The sequence below is a fragment of the Helicobacter bilis ATCC 51630 genome (assembly GCF_000686565.1).
Lineage (GTDB): Bacteria > Campylobacterota > Campylobacteria > Campylobacterales > Helicobacteraceae > Helicobacter_A > Helicobacter_A bilis.
In genome coordinates this window covers 1-17,855 of the sequence record NZ_JMKW01000046.1, presented here as the reverse complement: position 1 = coordinate 17,855, position 17,855 = coordinate 1, and the positions used below count along the sequence as shown (strand labels likewise).

The 17,855-nt window shown below is 35.7% G+C and carries 12 protein-coding genes; 6 read left to right on the top strand and 6 right to left on the bottom strand.

All coding sequences use genetic code 11. The features are described 5' to 3' along the window. Positions 1–298: 298 nt before the first annotated feature. On the bottom strand, positions 299–892 hold the full coding sequence (locus T368_RS0108760; protein WP_027338439.1) for a hypothetical protein: 594 nt from the start codon (positions 890–892) through the stop codon (positions 299–301). A 241-nt stretch (positions 893–1,133) separates the two neighbouring features. Between T368_RS0108760 and flgD the strand changes: the two genes are divergently transcribed. Further along, positions 1,134–2,657, top strand: coding sequence for a flagellar hook assembly protein FlgD (gene flgD, locus T368_RS0108755; RefSeq protein WP_004086000.1), 1,524 nt, complete (start codon positions 1,134–1,136; stop codon positions 2,655–2,657). Between the two features lie 164 nt (positions 2,658–2,821). Here the strand turns inward: flgD and thrC are convergent, their stop codons facing one another. Continuing rightward, positions 2,822–4,330: a threonine synthase gene (gene thrC / locus T368_RS0108750; protein ID WP_004085999.1), complete on the bottom strand. Its 1,509-nt coding sequence runs from the start codon at positions 4,328–4,330 to the stop codon at positions 2,822–2,824. Positions 4,331–5,102: 772 nt separating this feature from the next. On the opposite strand from thrC, the gene gabT reads away from it, so the two are divergent. The 3 genes from gabT to T368_RS0108735 all read left to right on the top strand — a co-directional run bounded on the left by gabT (position 5,103) and on the right by T368_RS0108735 (position 9,298). Continuing rightward, on the top strand, positions 5,103–6,359 hold the full coding sequence (gene gabT, locus T368_RS0108745; RefSeq protein ID WP_004085997.1) for a 4-aminobutyrate--2-oxoglutarate transaminase: 1,257 nt from the start codon (positions 5,103–5,105) through the stop codon (positions 6,357–6,359). Further along, positions 6,356–7,801 carry an NAD-dependent succinate-semialdehyde dehydrogenase gene (locus T368_RS0108740; RefSeq protein ID WP_004085995.1) on the top strand — a complete coding sequence of 482 codons (1,446 nt, stop codon included), beginning with the start codon at positions 6,356–6,358 and terminating at the stop codon, positions 7,799–7,801. The genes gabT and T368_RS0108740 overlap by 4 nt, the downstream gene beginning before the upstream one ends. A 231-nt stretch (positions 7,802–8,032) precedes the next feature. Next, positions 8,033–9,298: an aromatic amino acid transport family protein gene (locus T368_RS0108735; RefSeq protein WP_004085993.1), complete on the top strand. Its 1,266-nt coding sequence runs from the start codon at positions 8,033–8,035 to the stop codon at positions 9,296–9,298. 1,178 nt (positions 9,299–10,476) lie between these two features. Here T368_RS0108735 and T368_RS0108730 read toward each other — a convergent pair. The 4 genes from T368_RS0108730 to rsmA all read right to left on the bottom strand — a co-directional run bounded on the left by T368_RS0108730 (position 10,477) and on the right by rsmA (position 16,538). Beyond that, a complete protein-coding gene (locus T368_RS0108730) occupies positions 10,477–11,481 on the bottom strand; it encodes an HlyD family secretion protein (RefSeq protein ID WP_004085991.1) in 1,005 nt (334 codons plus the stop codon). Between the two features lie 9 nt (positions 11,482–11,490). Next, positions 11,491–13,038, bottom strand: coding sequence for a TolC family protein (locus T368_RS0108725; protein ID WP_004085989.1), 1,548 nt, complete (start codon positions 13,036–13,038; stop codon positions 11,491–11,493). A 303-nt stretch (positions 13,039–13,341) separates the two neighbouring features. Further along, positions 13,342–15,600, bottom strand: a complete 2,259-nt coding sequence (locus tag T368_RS0108720; protein ID WP_004085988.1) for a ribonuclease J — start codon at positions 15,598–15,600, stop codon at positions 13,342–13,344. Beyond that, on the bottom strand, positions 15,597–16,538 hold the full coding sequence (gene rsmA, locus T368_RS0108715) for a 16S rRNA (adenine(1518)-N(6)/adenine(1519)-N(6))-dimethyltransferase RsmA (protein WP_004085985.1): 942 nt from the start codon (positions 16,536–16,538) through the stop codon (positions 15,597–15,599). Before rsmA ends, T368_RS0108720 begins: the two co-directional genes overlap by 4 nt. Positions 16,539–16,713: 175 nt before the next feature. Between rsmA and hisF the strand changes: the two genes are divergently transcribed. Both hisF and T368_RS0108705 read left to right on the top strand, forming a co-directional pair. Continuing rightward, positions 16,714–17,484, top strand: a complete 771-nt coding sequence (gene hisF, locus T368_RS0108710; protein WP_004085984.1) for an imidazole glycerol phosphate synthase subunit HisF — start codon at positions 16,714–16,716, stop codon at positions 17,482–17,484. A 111-nt stretch (positions 17,485–17,595) separates the two neighbouring features. After that, on the top strand, positions 17,596–17,855 hold a 260-nt coding region (locus T368_RS0108705), incomplete at its 3' end, for a toxin-antitoxin system YwqK family antitoxin (RefSeq protein WP_027338436.1).

The window sequence follows — 17,855 nt, the reverse complement described above, 5'->3', positions numbered from 1 at the left end:
ATATGCCAGATGATAATACAAAGTGCAAGGACTTTTTACGCAAAAGAAGCGAAGAGTTAAGCACAAAGGAAAAAGAGCTAGGAAAAGCGTATGAAGACTTTTTACAAGCATTAAACAAAAGGGATAAGACAAACTCTTAAATTTAGATTCTAAAGCTTGTCATTTTAAGCATTAGTGCGAAATATCTTTTTTAGAATCTAAGTTATAGAATCTAGGCTTAAAATATTTTGCTATGCTAAACATAAAAAATACAAGATTCTATAATGCTAAAATGTTAAGACTTCATAGCCAATAAACCTTAGAGAAAAGTCCAAACAAAGTTTAAGCTGTGGATTGTCCCTAAATCTAAGTCATTATGTTTGCTGTAGATATTTGCACGATAGGTAATATCGGTATTGACTAAAAGTGGACTTATTTTTAATAAGCCTAAGCCTACTTCAATATATGCTCCATTTGCTTTGAGATTATGCGTCTGGCTAAAATTTGCTCCAGCACCAATTATAATTGAGCCTATGCCTGTAAGCCCTTCTGGGTGGATATATAGCACTCCGCCCACAGAGTGAGTGGGAGCATAAGTGTCCATATAAAGATATTTAAGCCTTACACCAAATCCTATTTCATAATCAGTAAAAGGAATGGATACAGAAGGCTTTAAACCAAATTCATCATTTACAAAGAAATTCCACCCTACACTTGCACCAATGATTCCACCAAATCTATCTTTTGCTACTTTATTTGAATCTATCTTGTTTAAATCTGTGCTAAAGCCATAGTGAAAGGAAGCTATTTGTAGCCAATTTGCAGTGAAATGTAAAAATCCAGCAAATATGTTTTCAGCCTTTAAGCCCCCGCATATCATAATGCTAAGTAGAAAGATTCTTAATAGTCTCATTTTTTACCCCTTTAATAAACTTTACTTGTAAGTAATTTATAAGCGAGGTTTATTATATTATTATATTTAAGATTCTTATCATGTTTAGTGCAGACAAATATCTAAAACTTAGAATCTAAATTAGACGATTAATCGCAAATAAATCAAATAACTTGTTATATAACAACACATATAGTCACAATGGAATAAAAATTGCTAAATCATTGCGTATTTAAGGATATTGCATACCAAAGGATAGAATATGGCAATCGATTTAGGTGAAGTAACAGGCTCAACAGCCGCAAGAGAAAAGAAAAAAGAAAGCGCACAAATTGCAAATGGACTAGACAAAGATGCGTTTATGAAACTCTTTTTGGAGCAATTAAAGAATCAAGACCCAACTTCCCCTATGGAAACTGATAAAATCATCACGCAAACCGCACAATTAACCCAAGTGGAAATGCAAGAAGAAAATAAAAAGACTATGAAAGAAGTCGCTCAAGCCATGAAGGCTTCACAAGAAACGAATAAGGCTTTACAAGAGTTTCAAAAAGATATGAAAAAATCGCTTGAAATGCTTAATATGGGTATGGAGGAAAACACTCATGCCACAACACAAGGTGCAAAGGCAAATACGCTTAATGCAGTTTCTATGATAGGTAAAATCGCAGAAACAGACATTATGGGCTTAAATGTTTTAGGCGGTGGTGAAAATCATTTTAGTCTGTATTTTGATAATAAGATTGATGCGTCTCAAGGTAGTCCGGTGATTGAGATTCTAAATCCAAACAATGAGGTTGTCCGCACGATTTCTTTAGCTAATAAAGACGGACAGCAGGGCTATATTGACTTTAATTGGGACGGAAAAGATTCTAAAGGGAATCTTGTAGAACCCGGAAGCTATCAAGTCAAAGCCCACTATAATCTAAACCCAGAAACAAAGCAGTATGATGAGACGCGTATAGGCAGGGGCGAAGTCCAAAGTATTATTTATGATAAAGGCACACCACTTATGCGATTAGGTGATAATATTGTGCCTGTGCAAAATGCCCTAGAGTTTTATCCAAAAGGCGATAGTGCGACACATAAAACAATAGAATCTATCAAAGCAGATGCAAATAAAGCAAGAAAGGCGTATGAAGATGATCTAAGCACAGAATCTCTAAGTCAAAAATATGAAAAGATCATTAATGACAGAGAAGCTAAACTTGCCGCTGAAATAGAGGCAAACAAAGATGAAGAGACCTTGCAAGCTGAAGCAGAAGAAGCAAAACGAATTGCAAAAGCAAAAGAGATGAAAAAATATGAAAAAATGCTTGATGCAGCAGATAAAGGTAGGCAGCTTGATAAAGAAGAGCTAGATAAACTCTCTGTAAAGCCAGAAACTAAAAACACAGAATCTGCAGTGAAAGAAATAACAACGAATGCGACAAATACAAATAACGCAAACGCAATAAATGAGAATAACCCGCTTGCATCAATGCTGCAGCAAACAGCACAAAACGAGCAGATTCCAAACATGCCACAACAAGCTAACCCGTTTAACATGGCAAACGAAATGCAAGCAGAAAATATGAATGATCCATTTAACGCGATACCACAACAAAATGCAAATTTTCAAAATGAAAACTTAATGGGAAATAGCCCTATGAATAATAATATGATGAATAATAGCATGGGTGCAAATATGGATAACATAGGCAATATAGGTAACACCCCTATGCCACAACAAGCCAATCCATTTAATATGCAAACACAAGAACCAAGCTTTGTAACACAGGGATAATACCACCATACACATAGAATCCGCAAGATTCCGCAGAATTCTGTTGCCATTCATCAAGGTTGAGATTGAGAGTCGATACCCCAAAACAATTGCAAGTAAAAAATATTTCACCTTTTTTCACAAGGCTAGAAGTTTAGTTTGCAACAAAAAAAACAACAAATAATCTACAACCACGAAAGAATAGAATCTTCTAGATCTTTCGCGTTGTAAGTTTGAGTGTGAATCTCTTTTTTATTAAAAAGATCTAAAATACTAGAATCTATTTGTAAGCCATTTTGGGCTATATTGCACTCTTTTAAACGCATAAAGATTCTATCTAGGGCTTCTTTATCACTTAAATCTTTTAGTGCATTTTCATCTAGATCGCATAACGCTTTGCATACGACTTTTGCAAACTTTGCAAAATGTGCTGTTGAGATGATTACTTGTGGCGTATCTATGCTTAATTTTTCCTTGCAATATTGTGCGAATAGATACGCATTGCTTGTGTGTGGGTCAAGCACATAGCCTTTTTCAAATGCCATTTTAATGCCCTGCAAACACTCATCATCGCTAAAACTTCTTGCTTCAAATATATCTTGTAAAAGCGATAATTCATCTGTGTTTAGTCTAAAATACTGCGTTTCATCGAGTGATTGCATACACTCTTTTGTCCTTTCTGCACCAAAGTAAGCAAACAAAAGTCGCTCGATATTTGAGCTTTTCAAAATATCCATAGCGGGAGAATACGAGAGTTTTAACTCTTTGTTGCGTATGTCATAAACGCCTGTTGTGAAAAATTGCGTCAAAATGTCATTTGGGTTTGAAGCGATACAGATTTTTGTGATAGGTAACCCCATTTTCTTAGCGAAAAATGCCCCTAAAGCATTGCCAAAATTACCACTTGGGACAATTACGCTAAATTCATGCAGATTCTTTTTTGCTAGTTCTCTACCAATGATGAAATAATAGACTATTTGAAATGCGATTCGTGCGATATTCACGGAGTTTGCCGCACTTAAAGCATAACCCTTTTTTGCTACCAAATCCCTAAAAGATTCACTTTTCAGCAAAGATTTTAATGTGCTTTGGGCTAAATCAAAGTCGCCTTTTATGCCATATACTTTTAAGTTCTTTGCATCTTGCGTTGTCATTTGTAGTCGTTGCACATCACTTGTGCCACCTTGCGGATAAATGCAAATAGCTTTAATATTTTCTCTATTTGCAAAGCCGCTTAATGTCGCAGGACCTGTATCGCCGCTTGTGGCACTAAGGATTAAATATCTCTCATTTCTTTGCAGAGCAATGGCTGATAGCAGGGCTGAAAAAGGCTGCAATGCCATGTCTTTAAACGCATAGGTTGGTCCGTGATAAAGCTCTAATGAATACAAGTTTTTCTCTATTTCTACAAGTGGGGCGATCTCTTTTGTACGAAATGTTTCAAAGCTTTTTAGCGCAGATTCTAAAAAATTAGAGGGAATGTCAATACCTAAATGCGTGAAAATTTTTTCACACATTTTGTTGTATGAGAGAGCGTAAAGATTCTCTAAATTTACTAGAGGCTTTATATCGCAAAAGGTATAAAGTCCGCCATATTCTGCATTTGGGTCAAGCATTGCCTGAATAAAGGTCTTGTTTGTATTATTATTACTTCTTGTTTGAGCGAGTGTTTTTATATTATTTTGTGTTTGCATATTTTCCCTTTTAGATTCCATGTATTATCTTTTGCAAAATCCTATGGAATGGAATTATAACAAAAGTTTCTTTAGTTTCTTTGCTTCGTAGGACAAAGCAGCTAAAGCTTTGTGTGTCTTTTGTGTGAAAAATAGGCTGGTTAGCGAAACAATACGACAAAATACAATACTGATTTCATTGGAATCTACATTAGAATAAAATCCAAATTGATGCAACCATTTCTGCTAAGATTTATACATGAATTTCGCTTGATTGCCTCTATACTACATTACTTACAAGAGCTAGATTGGGATTTTTAGAAGCCTAAAACTTCATTTAATCATGTAAATATAATTTGAATACTCAGAGATTTTTGCATCTTTTAGTGTATAATAATCTCTCAAAATACTTTTAATCATGTTACTTAAATATACAATAATATTTTATTTGTATGTATTTAAGTAACATATCATTTGTTGTCATCAAGTTTTATAAAATCAAGATAATTTTTATAAAATCTGCTTATCAAACACTTATGCAATCGCATGTCTATCATCACAAATAAGCCTTTTATTTTCTGTGTTCTAAAAAATTCATTATATTTTTCAAAGTTTATTTAGGAAAACTATATTCTATAAGAAACTCAAAATGTGTAAAAAAGTAATCATAAGGCAATTAAAACGCAAAACATTATATGTTTTTTATATTTTTTCCTTTTTGTTGTGTTACATTTTAGCCATACATTTTGCAAGTCAAGATGAATTTTATGATTTTGATATTAAGGATGGATCTATGAGTGATTTAATGAAACGCAGAGAGGAAGCAACACCAAAGGGCATTGGCGTATTGTGCGATTGGTTTGTAGAAAAAGCAGGAAATGCGACACTTTGGGATACAAATGGTAAAGAGTATATCGACTTTGCTGCTGGTATCGCGGTGCTTAATGTTGGACATCGACATCCACGAATAATTGAAGCTGTAAAAAAACAGCTCGATCGTTTTACACATACAGCATATCAGGTAACACCTTATGAAAGTTATATCGCGTTAGCAGAAAAAATTAATGAGTTGGCACCAATTAGCGGTAAGAAGAAAACTTGCTTTTTTACCACAGGTGGAGAGGCGACTGAAAATGCCATTAAAGTAGCAAAAGCAAAGACAAAGCGATATGGTATTATCGCTTTTGGCGGTAGCTTTCATGGTAGGACTGCAGCAGCAGTAGGTATGACAGGTAAAGTTGTGCCTTATAAAGCAGAACTTGGTATCGGTATGGTTGGAATCTATCATGGTCTCTATCCAAACAAACTCCATAATATCAGTGTAGAAGATGCGCTAAAAAGCCTTGATCACATTTGCAAAAGCTCTATATCGCCTTATGATGTTGCAGCTATCATTTTTGAGCCAGTGCAAGGTGAAGGTGGGTTTAATCCTGCACCTAAAGAGTTTGTTGAAGGTTTGCGTGCGTTTGCGGATAAATATGGCATTGTATTAATCGCTGATGAGGTGCAAACAGGCTTTGGTAGAACAGGTAAAATGTTTGCGATGGAATATCATAGTGTTTCACCTGACATTATCTGTATGGCAAAAAGTCTTGGCGGTGGATTCCCTATCTCTGGTATCGTAGGTAAAGCTGAAGTTATGGATTCTGTAAGTGCTGGTGGTATGGGCGGAACTTATGCTGGTAGCCCCCTTGCAACTGAGGCTGGACTTGAAGTATTAAATATCATAAAAGAAGAAAAACTTCTTGATAGGTCAAATAAACTTGGAGAGCAACTAAAGACTTTCTTGCAAGGTTTAGGACATAAAGAAATCGCTGAAGTGCGTCAAATAGGCTCTATGGTAGCAGTCGAATTTTTCAAAAATAATGAGCCAAGCAGTGATATTGCTAAAAAAGTGCAAACACTTGCTATGCCTAAGGGCTTATTATTGCTTACTTGCGGTAGTTATGGAAATGTTATTCGCTTCCTTTATCCGCTTACTATTCCACAAGAGCAGTTTGACAAGGCATTAAATATCCTTAAAGAAGTTATTGCGGAGGCGGTAAAATGAGCTTAAACGCACAGCATTTAGCACTTTTGGGACATGAGTTTGTTTCACAAAGTAAAAAAGATGGATTCATAGCGGTTAATAACCCCGCAACAGGTGAAGACTTAGCGTTTGTGTATGACATAAAAGAGCAAGAACTCCAAGATATTATCACAAAATCTCAAGTCGCACAGAAAAAATGGGCAGCCCTTTTAGCAGTGGAGAGAGCAAATATCCTTTTAAAATGGTATGACTTAATGCTAGAGCATAAACAAGCATTAGCTGAGATTCTCACACAAGAGATGGGTAAGCCTTTAGCTGAAGCAAGTGGTGAAATAGTGTATGCGGCTAACTTTATCCGCTGGTTTGCTGAAGAGTGCAGACGCATTGATGGCGATATTTTGCAGTCTGCACAACAAAATCAAAAGTTGCTTGTATTAAAACAACCTATTGGTGTTTGTGGGGCTATCACTCCGTGGAATTTCCCTTCCGCTATGATTACAAGAAAGGTAGCACCAGCTTTAGCTAGTGGCTGCTCCATGATTGTAAAACCTGCTACACAAACGCCTTTGAGTGCGTATGCACTTTTGGTGCTTGCGTATAAAGCTGGGATTCCAAAAGATTTATTGCAGGTTGTAACAGGTAAGGCAAGCATGATTAGCAAAGTGCTTTGTGAATCTGATATTGTGAGAAAAATCACTTTCACAGGTTCAACAGAAGTGGGCAGAACACTTATGGCTCAAAGTGCAAATACGATTAAAAAGCTATCATTAGAATTAGGTGGCAATGCACCATTTATAGTATTTGATGATGCAAATGTTGATGAAGCAGTCAAAGGTATGCTTGCATCAAAATTCCGCAATAGCGGACAAACTTGCGTTTGTGCGAATAGAATCTATGTGCAAAGTGGAATCTATGATAAGGTGGCACAAGCCCTAAAACAAGAAGTGGAAAAACTACAAGTTGGCAATGGTTTAGAATCTGGCACAACGCAAGGTCCGCTTATTGACACAAAAGCTGTTGCAAAAGTAGAAGAACATATTGCTGATGCGACAAGCAAAGGTGCGAAAGTGCTAAGTGGTGGTAAGCCGCATTCTAAAGGATTAAGCTTTTTTGAGCCTACGATTCTAACCGGTGTTACAAAGGAAATGGCGGTAGCAAGAGAAGAGACTTTTGGTCCATTAGCTCCACTCTTTAAATTTGACACAGAAGAAGAAGTCATATCTATGGCGAATAATACTGAATTTGGTTTAGCAGCATATCTTTACACAAATAATGCCGCAAGGCAATGGCGTGTCGGCGAAGCGTTAGAATATGGTATCGTGGGTATTAACACAGGTATTATCTCAACTGAAGTAGCACCATTTGGCGGTGTGAAACAAAGCGGTTTGGGTAGAGAAGGCTCAAAATATGGTATAGACGATTACCTTGAAATTAAATATATGTGTGTAAATTTGGGTAATTAGAAAATATTACCCCTTATATACTTGCAATATAGGCACAAGATTTTGTCGCAAGTATCTGTCTATAATAGCTGAATATGGCGGCATTCTTATATTCAGTTTAGGATTAATATTTGGATATATCCTAGCATAGCTTATAGACAGCTATTGTTACTGCATTGAACTTAATGCAACAAAAAACTTACCGCTACGCTCGTTTGTAGTCAAAATTTAAGAAAATTAGAGGAGCATATATTGAAATTAAAAGACGCTAAACAGGAATTTATCGCCGAACTCAAGGGGCACCCAAAGACAAAAAAGCTCACTTTCCTTGAAGGTGTAGCAATGCTTGTTGGGACAAATATAGGTATTGGAATCTTGAGTATAGCTAATACTGCAAAGGGTGCGGGATTTTTTCCACTTTTATTTTGGCTTATTGTTGGCGGCATTCTCTCAACTATTACTATGCTTTATATTGCTGAAGCAACATTGCGGACAAAAGCACATTTACAACTTACAGGACTTTCTATCCGCTATATAGGACCGGTAGCAAAATATCTTATGTTTATCTCTGTAGCAGTTACTGCTATTGGAGCATTAATCGCCTATGAAGCCGCAGCAGGTAGAATCATAAATGAAATCTTTGATATCCCGGAGAAATGGGGTAGCATTTTATTTTTTATCCCAGCTTCAGGTGTATTGTGGCTTGGATTAAAAGCAATAGGTAGAGGGGAAAAGCAAATTATTGGCATAATGTTTGGTATCCTTGTAGCACTTGTTATAGCGACTTTTTTTAAAGCAGAACTTAATTTTAGTAATGCGCTTGAAATGCACTGGGATTTAGTTGCTATTTTACCTATCTTTAACACGGTGGTATTTGTATATTCTTCACAATATATAGTGCCAGAAATGGCAAGAGGCTTTTCACATAAACCAGAAATGCTACCAAAAGCCATCGTGCTTGGCAACTTTATCACTTTTGCCTTACTTGCCCTTGTGCCACTTTCTGCTATTGTATTAGAAGGATTACAAAATATTTCAGATGTTGTTACAATCTCTTGGGGTAAGGCTATTGGTGATTGGGCGTTTTTGATTGCCAATCTCTTTGGTTTATTTGCCGTGCTTACTTCTTATTGGGGGCTTGGCGGTATGTTTGTTACAAACATTGCCGACCAGATTAATAAAGATGCGGATAATAATCTCACTTTACGCTTTATTATATTACTATTTGTAGCCGTTCCACCTTTAGCCATCGTGCTATTGCAACTCATTGATTCTATAGACCAAGCATTATATTGGCCCGGTGTTGTGGGTGCTTTAATCCTTAGCTTTTTCCCCATACTTATTTTACAAAATGCGCGTAAAAATGGCGATCATGAAGCAACATGGGTATGTCCGCCTATACTGACTAATTGGGGAGCAAAGATCACCATTATTCTTGTGTATTTATTTGCCACACTCTTTAGCATCGCAGCAAAATATGGATTTTTAGATAAAGTCATTAGTATGCTTGGTATGTAGTATAACTTCCTTGAAAGGAGTTTATATAGCTTTTTGCTTCACACGCTAACAAAAAACCAAACAATTATCAACATCCACAAAGCCTTACATTGAAAGTTTTGTGTAGCTTGAGTAATGTGTATATGCCCCCACATTACTCAACAAAACGCGAGATAACACAATCCACACTTTTTATAATTTTACATAAATTTTATTCCAATCCAACAAAGCCACTTGCATACAATACTTATATACTATAACTCTTTTTCTTTATTTCCCAATCTTGTTTTTTATTCATGTTTCACATGCATTTGCATAATGTATTCTAAAAAAGGATATATAAAGTCGTATATGCGGAATATTACTGGTTATTAAAATATGTTTTATACGCTTGTCAGCATATAAAACCACACAATCCTTGCATATGTTGCATTATTTACATTCCTATCATCTAGTAACTTTTTTTAATATTTGGGTCGTAGCAAAAGCAAATTCAAAGCCAAATACATAATAATTGTTTTTTAATATCACAAAGCAAGTATACAGAATATAACACGATATAAAATATAGGATATTGTATTGAGCACTAGCTATCAATGTTAGCTTTGATACAAATTAAAACAATGTGGGCAAAAAACACCTTAGTTTTTGCATTCTTTGCTTAATTGTATTTGATGGGTTCAAACAATGTGGTTGATATGCTTTGTTAGCACACAAAACATGCTTTCATGTGTAGTAAATTTGTGTGTATCCTTTCTTAGAATACACATGGGGCCTAAAACAAAAAATATATGTGGAAGTAGAAGAAGAATTATAACATATAAGTACATGTAAATCATTTGTTAAAAACCATTAATAAGGCCTTTATAGGTTGTGTTCCCTGAGCTATACGAAATTAGCGTTCAAAGATGTGTTTATTATGTTTTCTACGAATTGACTTTTAATCACGACATGCTAGATTAATAGATGTTATCCCAGATGTTTTATTACGCTAACACAATGTTGTTGTATTGGAATCTAATATTGTAATTGAAGTGTTAGGTTGAGAAAATATCAATGATTCTTTACACAATTCTTTCATAAAATCTCACCATCAAATACATGCTATGTAGCAACTCATAAAGACTTAGATGAAACTTGTTTTATAAATTATATAGAATTCTAGGGGTGATAAAGCACAATAAATCTCATCTTAGACTCTATTCGCTATCCACAAGCACACTCATGCCTACGCGTAAACCATCTACTTTTTGTGTTGGACGGGCTTCTATCTCAAAAGTTTTCATATCATAGTTTTGTGTGCTAGCTGTTGCTTTCCATGTAGCAAAATCGCCCATTGCAGCGATATAGGTAACGCGAAATTCCACTTCTTTATTTAATGCGGGTATAAAACCCTTAAAGGTATTCCCTTTTTGGAATCTTTGCAAATGATTCTCATCGACACTTAAACGCAACCAAGAATCATTTAAATCAAGCAACATAACAACAGGAAAACCACTTGGGGCTAACTCTCCACTATGCACTAAAATATTACTCACTTCACCATCTGCTGGTGCAGACGCCTCAATGTCTTTTACATAGGCTTCTACCTCTTGGACCTGCCCTAATGCTGCTTTTTCTTTCTCGAGGGCTGCCTTTTTTGCTTCATCTCTTGTGCCACTTAAGGCAAGTTTATATTGTTGATATGTTGTGCTTTCATTATATTTTGCACTTTGATAGGCTGCAAATGCTTCATCTCGCCTTTGCAAACTCATCACGCCTTCATTGTATAATTGTTGGATTCTCTTATAGGTTTTTTCTGCTAGTTTTGCTTGTGCGCTTGCGGCTTGCCATACATCTTTTGCAGATTCTATAGTTTCATTACGCGTGCCACTATGCACCTCTTCGTTTAATGCTTTTGCTGCTTCATATCCTGCTTGGGCTTGTGTAAGTTTTGCTTCTAATTCTGGGCTTTTAATCGTAAAGACTACATCACCTTTTTTTACTACATCGCCCTTATGCACTAAAATTTCATCAATTCTTCCTGCAAGCTTTGAGCTGACACTATATTCTTTTGCGCTTATTTGCCCTTGAAAAATCTGCTTTTTAGGAAGATAGGCACGATAAAATGTGCCAACAAGCCATATTATAATGAGTGCAAATGCAACGACAATAAACACAATAGAAGCCAACTTCTTCCTATCTTTTAGAATCTCTTGTAGCATATTTTCTCCCTATTTTTGTATTGCAAAAAATGTGTCAAGATCGCCACTTAATGCTTGCAATTTTGCAAATGCGATAATCATTTTATAAGCTACACCTTTTTGCTCGACTATGACAGAATCTAGTGCATTCCTTGCATCTACTACAGAATCATTTGTAACAAGCCCTTGAGAGAATGCCCTCTCTTTTAGTCGCAGATTCTCTTTTGCAAGGGCAATGCTAGAATCAAGGGCTTCATAACTCTCTTTATATAGCTTTATTTGCTTATAAGTCGTTTTTACAAGTAGCTCCATTTTCTGCACAGCCTCTATCTCAAGTGCGCTTGCTTGCATTTGCATAATCTTTGCACCTTGATATTTTTGCAGTCTGCCTTGTGGGCTAAGTAGCGTCCATCTAGCTGCAACCCCTGCATACCAATTTGGCATCATTTGCTCCATTTTTGACCTATTATCAGTTACCATAAAAGATGCAAAAGCACCGATTTTTGGAGTGAATCTACCAAGTTCTAATCGCTTTGTGTAATCCGCCATAGTGATTTTATTATGTGCGATTTGTAAGGCGGGATAGGTTTTAAGCGTTATTTCTCTGTAATATTCAAGTGGTTTTAACTCCATATTTGGATTTATGGCTAGAAGTGAAGTTGGATTAGAATCTGTTGTTTGTAAAATGCTATCAAGTGTAAAATTTGCTATATCAAGGGCATTTTCTGCGCTTCTTCTTTGATTTTTAGCCTTATCATAGGCTACTTGTGCGCCGAGTAGCTCAATGTCTGCGATTTGCCCTAGTTTGTGAAGTTTTTTTGAATTTTCATAATGTTTGAGTGTGCTTTCTTCTGTGGATTGTAAGGCATTAAGGGTTTCTTTTGCAAGCACAACACTATAATAGATTGTTACTAATTCTTCAAAAGTAGCTAACTCTTTCAGTCTTAAAGCCTGATAGGAATCTTTTAGAGCGACTTTAGCAAGTTTATTGCCATAATATCTAGCACCGCCAGTATAGAGCGGATATAAAATATTTAACGCACCAACGACAACATCTTGCTCTAAAAGCGTGATAGGTGTGCCATAGAATTGCAAAAGTGAGACAAGCTGCCCACCCATTTGCCCCATTTGACCACCCTGTCCTGCTAGAATCTGTGCGTCTTGTAATACTTTATTATACTGATTTCTATCATGAATGAGATCGATTTGGACTTTATTGCCAAGATGAAGATACAAGGCATTTAAATCGATTTGTGGCAAGTATGATAGCTTTGCGGCTAGATTTAGTTTTTCCATATTTTGCGTGTTGAGATATTGTGCTTTTATGCCTTGATTGTTACGCAATACATCTTGCCATGCGTCATAAATGCTTATGTTTTTGCTTGTATTTTTTGTGTTTTTAGAATCTAGGTTTTGTGCGGTTATATAATCAGATTGCGTTATGTAGTCTTTGGCTTGTATATTCTTTTTGAGTGAAGTTTGATTAGCATAGCATGTGTATGATAGCATAATGCCAAATAGCCAACATAATGGCAGTAACCCTAATGGCAACCTTACGGCATATTTGCAATGATTCATTTCTAAACCCTTAAAATAAGATAACGCATGTAAAACTAAATATAGTGTTGATTATAGTCAATATTCAACAATAAAGGACTTATATGCTAGTTTTTAAATTGATAAACGATCTCTATTGTTAAGAAATATCTATGCCAACAGATTGATGTGCAAATTGACTTAATGTCAGTTTGTTATAGAATCTCATTGCAATAAGACTAAATTATCGTTTAGATTATAGGTTTCAAAAAGATTGCGTGAAGAGTTATCTTATTTGCAAACCTAAGTCCATGCAAACTGATCCTATGTAAATATTATACACACTTAAAGATTCCCTTCATTTTCATTAGTAGTCTCACTCACAATAGATTCTAAGTGTGTATCTAGCATATCATGTCCTTTATGTGGGGCATTTTGTGTCATTTTTTGTCGCACTTCGCCATCGATTAAGACATTTACTAATATCGCTGGATATTTTTTAAAGCGTTTAAAAAGCAGCTTTCTTAATACGCTAAATAAATCATTCTCTAGACTTTTTGCATCTTTAAAAATAGTTGGCTTTGCATTGCTAAAGTGCATATTGATATTATCCATAATAAACTTTGCTAGTTCTGCTTCTTCTTTCTGTCCTAAGATTCCAAAGACATTGATTCTGTTTTCTAGAATCTTTCTTTTTTGCATATCCATACGCAAGGTTAGAATAAAGATTCCATCATTTGCAAGGAGATTTCGCTCATTTATCACATCATTTTCAATCTGTCTATTTGCTTGATTATCCACAAAGCTTTTGCCTGTCCGCACAGATTTTACTTTACGCATGTAGTTTGGATTGACTTCGATTTGATCGCCATCTTCCATAAGATAGATATTTTTTTCTAGCACACCACAAGCAATAGCAGTTTGTTTATGCTTTGCGATATGATTGTATTCACCATGCACTGGTAGGAAAAACTTAGGTTTAATAAGTCGTAGCATGAGCTTTTGTTCTTCTTGGGCGGCATGTCCGCTTACATGGATTTCGCTGAAATCTTGATAGGCGACTTTTGCCCCTGCTTTCATAATGAGATTAATGACTGCTGATACACTGCCCTCATTCCCCGGGATAGCCTTTGCAGATAGAATCACCATGTCTGTTGGCTTGATTTTAATGTGTCTATGCTCATCAGTTGCCATGCGATATAATGCACTCATGGTTTCGCCCTGACTGCCTGTCGTTACGATTAGCACCTCTTCATCTGGATATTGCAATACTTCATGTGCTTCAATAAATACATTGCTTGGTAAATCAATGTAGCCTAACTCTCTTGCGATATCTAGGTTTTTTTCCATTGAACGCCCTATAACTGCGACTTTGCGATTATATTTCAAACCATAAGTGATAGCCTGATACACTCTGTGTATATTTGAGCTAAAGGTACTCATAATCACTCTACCTGTGGCATTTTTAAAGAGATTATCAAAAGTTGGTCCCACACTTGCTTCACTCGGGGTTACGCCGCTTTTATGAGAATTTGTAGAATCACTTAAAAGTAGCATTACCCCCTCTTCGCCATAATGTGCTAATCTGTGTAAATCTGTGGGGAGATTATCAATAGGGGTATGGTCTATCTTAAAATCACCTGTATGCATAATAACCCCTGCTTCTGTGCGGATCGCAAGGGCAGAACTATCAATAATGCTATGTGTGATATGAATCCACTCAATCTCAAAATCCCCAATTCTTACCGGACTTCTTTTTTCTACAATGTGAAATAATGATTTATACTGCTTTAAGCCATGCTCTTCAAACTTATTGCCAACAAGCCCTAATGCAAGCGGTGTGCCATAGAGTGGAAACTGAAACTGCTTGTAAAAGTAAGGCACAGCTCCAATATGGTCTTCATGTGCGTGTGTAATCACAACGGCTGCAATCTTATTTTTAATACTTTGAATATAGTGAAAATCTGGTATCAAAATATCAACACCGGGCATACTCTCATCTGGAAAACTCATGCCAATATCAATGACAATCGCACTTTTTTCAGTCTCAATGATAGTCATATTGCCACCGATTTCGCCAAGCCCACCAAGTGGTGTAATACGCACTTTTGCATTTGTGCTTAGGTTTAGTTTATGGTGCGGATTGAGTGAGCCTTTTTGAATCTTTGTATTTGCTTCAACACCTTTTTTTAAGTCTTTGTGAAAAGAGAGATTCCCTTTTTCATTTGTAGTCTTTATCTTTCTTGTACCATCTTCATGTTTCTCTTCTTCATATCTCTCTCTTTTTTGTCGCATGGCGTGTTTATTTTCGCCTACCCATTTTCTATTCTCTGTGTTAGAATCTTTTGCATACTCGTTTTTAAATTGCGGTTTAAAGTTTCGCTTTTTATGCTCATTTACAGAACGCATATTAGAATCTTCTCTTTTATTGGAATCTTCTAGGGCATGTGCGGGATTTTTAGGGCGAGGCTTTCTTGCATGTGTGTTATGTCTTTCGCCTTTTTGTGTGTCTGTGTGTTCCTGTCTTGTGCGTCTTTTTTGCTCTTTATTTAGCATATCATTTGACACATTTACTTGTTCTTCACTCTTATTTTGTTCATTCATTGTTTATCCTTTTTCATAGCATTATATATATGCAACATATCGCAATATTCTTGTAAGCCTACTTCATGCGCTCTTACATTCTCATCTAATTGTATGGTTTGAAAGATATGTTTTAGCATTGCCTTATCTCTCAATTTATCATATTGCATAAGATTTGAAAAGAGCTTTTTACGCGGTGCAAGGAATGCAAAATGCAGCAAAGATTCTAAATCTTGCGTGTAATAACACTTCCCGCGTTTAAAGCAAAAGACTGCTGACTCCACTTTTGGCGGTGGATTAAACGCTTCTTTTGGCACAGAAAAAAGATAGGATATATCCCCAAAAGATTGTGCTAAAAGGCTAAGGCTACAATATGTGCTATCCTTTTGTTTCGCACAAAATTTCTGTGCCACTTCTTTTTGTGTCATTACAAGAAATCCCTTGCAATGCGTATCCTTTAAGGCTTGCAATATAATTGCAGTTGCAATATAATAGGGGAGATTTGAGACCAAAAAGTAATCACTATTAAGCAAATAAGAATCATTATGTCGCACTTTTAGCACATCAGCTTGCACAAGTTGCAATCTATTTGTTGCTATCTCATGATGATAGTTTTTCTCTGCCTGTGTGATTAAATCATAATCGATTTCATACGCTAAAAGGCTATATTTGCTTAAAAGTCTTTTGGTTAAATCGCCCAAGCCAATCCCCACTTCGATTAATCGCACGCTTTTATCAATCTCTGCGGCAATATCTTGGGGAATGGATTGGAAGATTCTATCAAGTATTACAGAATCATGTAAAAAATGTTGTCCTAAACTCTTTTTATGATGAAAGTGCGTTTTGCTTTTTTCATGCTGTTTTAATGTCGCTTTTTTATCTAAGCTTTTAGTTTTATAAGTTCTAGAATCTACATTGATTCTAGATTCTGTAATGTAAGATTCTAATGTATCTTGCATTATGTCTCCCATTTTCTGTTTTGTTTATATGTAGCTATATCTTAAGGGCATAGCCTTAAACTCATTTCATATTTTGACTGACTTTATCTTGTAAATAATTAGCTAAACTTATGACTTTAATATTATTTTTCAGTGAAATTATAACGATTTTTCTATGTTAAGTAAAGGGGATATTATGACAAATTTAGCAAAAAGGATTATTCCATGCCTTGATATTAAAGATGGAAGAGTTGTAAAAGGTGTGAATTTTGTAGCCCTAAAAGATGCGGGAGATCCACTTGAAGTAGCAAAGAGATATAATGATTGTGGTGCTGATGAGCTTGTGTTTTTAGATATTAACGCTTCTTTTGAAGGGAGAAAAGCAACGCTAAAAGTTATAGAATCTATTGCTAAAGAAGTCTTTATCCCGCTAACTATTGGCGGGGGCATTAGCACACTAGAAGATATTAGCAATCTCTTAGATGCAGGTTGTGATAAGGTTAGCCTAAACTCTTCAGCGATTAAGAATCCAGACTTTATAAATGAAAGTGCTAAGAAGTTTGGGTCTCAATGTATTGTCATCGCCATTGATGTGAAGAAAAGAGAGAATGGAAGTATCGGCGTTTTCACACATGGTGGGCGGCATGATAGCGGACTAGATATGCAGACATGGCTACAAGAAGTGGAGAAAAGGGGGGCTGGTGAGATTCTATTAACAAGTATGGATAGCGATGGCACAAAGGCTGGATTTGATATAGAAAAGCTAAAGATTGCTATGGAGTGTTGTGATTTACCCCTTATTGCAAGTGGTGGGGCTGGATCTATGGAGCATATTTTAGAAGCATTTGAAATAGGCGTTGATGCTGTGCTTGCTGCAAGTATCTTTCATTATAAAGAAGTAGAGATAGAATCTCTGAAGCATTTTTTAACAAAGCATAATATCCCTGTGCGTTTGGAATGTGTGTAGATTTAAGAGATTCTATCACATAGACTTATGGATAGATATACTAAATTGTTTTTATATCTTATAAATATTTTGTAAAATACAGAATCTTTATCTTAATTTTAAAGGACAAATATGTTACTAAAAAGTGTGTTAATGGGTTTTCTTTCACTTCATAGTGTAGATACAACCATGTTAAAAGAATGCGAAAATCACGCAGACAAAATAAGCGGTTGTGTAGAAAGAGAATATTATTCAAATGGGAAAATTTATTGGGAAACACCATTTAAAAATGGTGGAAGAGAAGGCATAGAAAAATGGTATTATGAGAATGGGAATCTTGTGAAAGAAGTGCCATATAAAAACCATGAAGTAAATGGCACAACAAAAACATA

What these genes read in the sequence shown, in the direction of transcription:
- T368_RS0108760 (WP_027338439.1), bottom strand. Translation starts at nt 892, where the DNA reads ATGAGACTATTAAGAATCTTTCTACTTAGCATTATGATATGCGGGGGC.
- flgD (WP_004086000.1), top strand. Translation starts at nt 1,134, where the DNA reads ATGGCAATCGATTTAGGTGAAGTAACAGGCTCAACAGCCGCAAGAGAA.
- thrC (WP_004085999.1), bottom strand. Translation starts at nt 4,330, where the DNA reads ATGCAAACACAAAATAATATAAAAACACTCGCTCAAACAAGAAGTAAT.
- gabT (WP_004085997.1), top strand. Translation starts at nt 5,103, where the DNA reads ATGAGTGATTTAATGAAACGCAGAGAGGAAGCAACACCAAAGGGCATT.
- T368_RS0108740 (WP_004085995.1), top strand. Translation starts at nt 6,356, where the DNA reads ATGAGCTTAAACGCACAGCATTTAGCACTTTTGGGACATGAGTTTGTT.
- T368_RS0108730 (WP_004085991.1), bottom strand. Translation starts at nt 11,481, where the DNA reads ATGCTACAAGAGATTCTAAAAGATAGGAAGAAGTTGGCTTCTATTGTG.
- T368_RS0108725 (WP_004085989.1), bottom strand. Translation starts at nt 13,038, where the DNA reads ATGAATCATTGCAAATATGCCGTAAGGTTGCCATTAGGGTTACTGCCA.
- T368_RS0108720 (WP_004085988.1), bottom strand. Translation starts at nt 15,600, where the DNA reads ATGAATGAACAAAATAAGAGTGAAGAACAAGTAAATGTGTCAAATGAT.
- rsmA (WP_004085985.1), bottom strand. Translation starts at nt 16,538, where the DNA reads ATGCAAGATACATTAGAATCTTACATTACAGAATCTAGAATCAATGTA.
- hisF (WP_004085984.1), top strand. Translation starts at nt 16,714, where the DNA reads ATGACAAATTTAGCAAAAAGGATTATTCCATGCCTTGATATTAAAGAT.